This window comes from Arenibacter lacus, assembly GCF_008711145.1.
In the GTDB taxonomy this organism is placed as follows: Bacteria; Bacteroidota; Bacteroidia; order Flavobacteriales; family Flavobacteriaceae; genus Arenibacter; species Arenibacter amylolyticus.
This window is the reverse complement of record NZ_VVIN01000273.1, coordinates 1-364: the sequence shown is the minus strand read 5'-3', so window position 1 is coordinate 364 and position 364 is coordinate 1. Positions and strand designations below refer to the sequence as shown.

Annotated in this window: 1 protein-coding gene; it reads right to left on the bottom strand. The window is 49.5% G+C overall.

All coding sequences use genetic code 11. The annotated features are described in order from the left end of the window. The coding region (locus F1E73_RS17480; RefSeq protein WP_150452712.1) for an IS91 family transposase at window positions 1-364 on the bottom strand (364 nt) is incomplete at both ends.

The window sequence follows — 364 nt, the reverse complement described above, 5'->3', positions numbered from 1 at the left end:
TGCTACAAAACGAGCTCTAAAAACCGTGCTCATAGCCTTGACCGGGAACAGGTATTTTCCTTTGTTTTTTGCATATTTCCATTTACCGCTCTGGGCAATACCACCACCGGGAACTATGCAGTGCAAGTGTGGATGCAACGACAGGTTCTGGCCCCAGGTGTGCAGGATGGCGATCATCCCTGGCTTGGCACCCAGAAATTTTTGGTTGGATGCAAAACCCTGTAGCACCTGCCAGGTTATTTTGAACAGTAGGCCATACATTTTTTTAGGTTCGTGCAGGCATAGGCGGTTGAGCGCCGAGGGCAAGGTAAAGACCACGTGAAAGTAAGGCACGTTTAAGAGCTCTTCTTCTCGTGCTCGGATC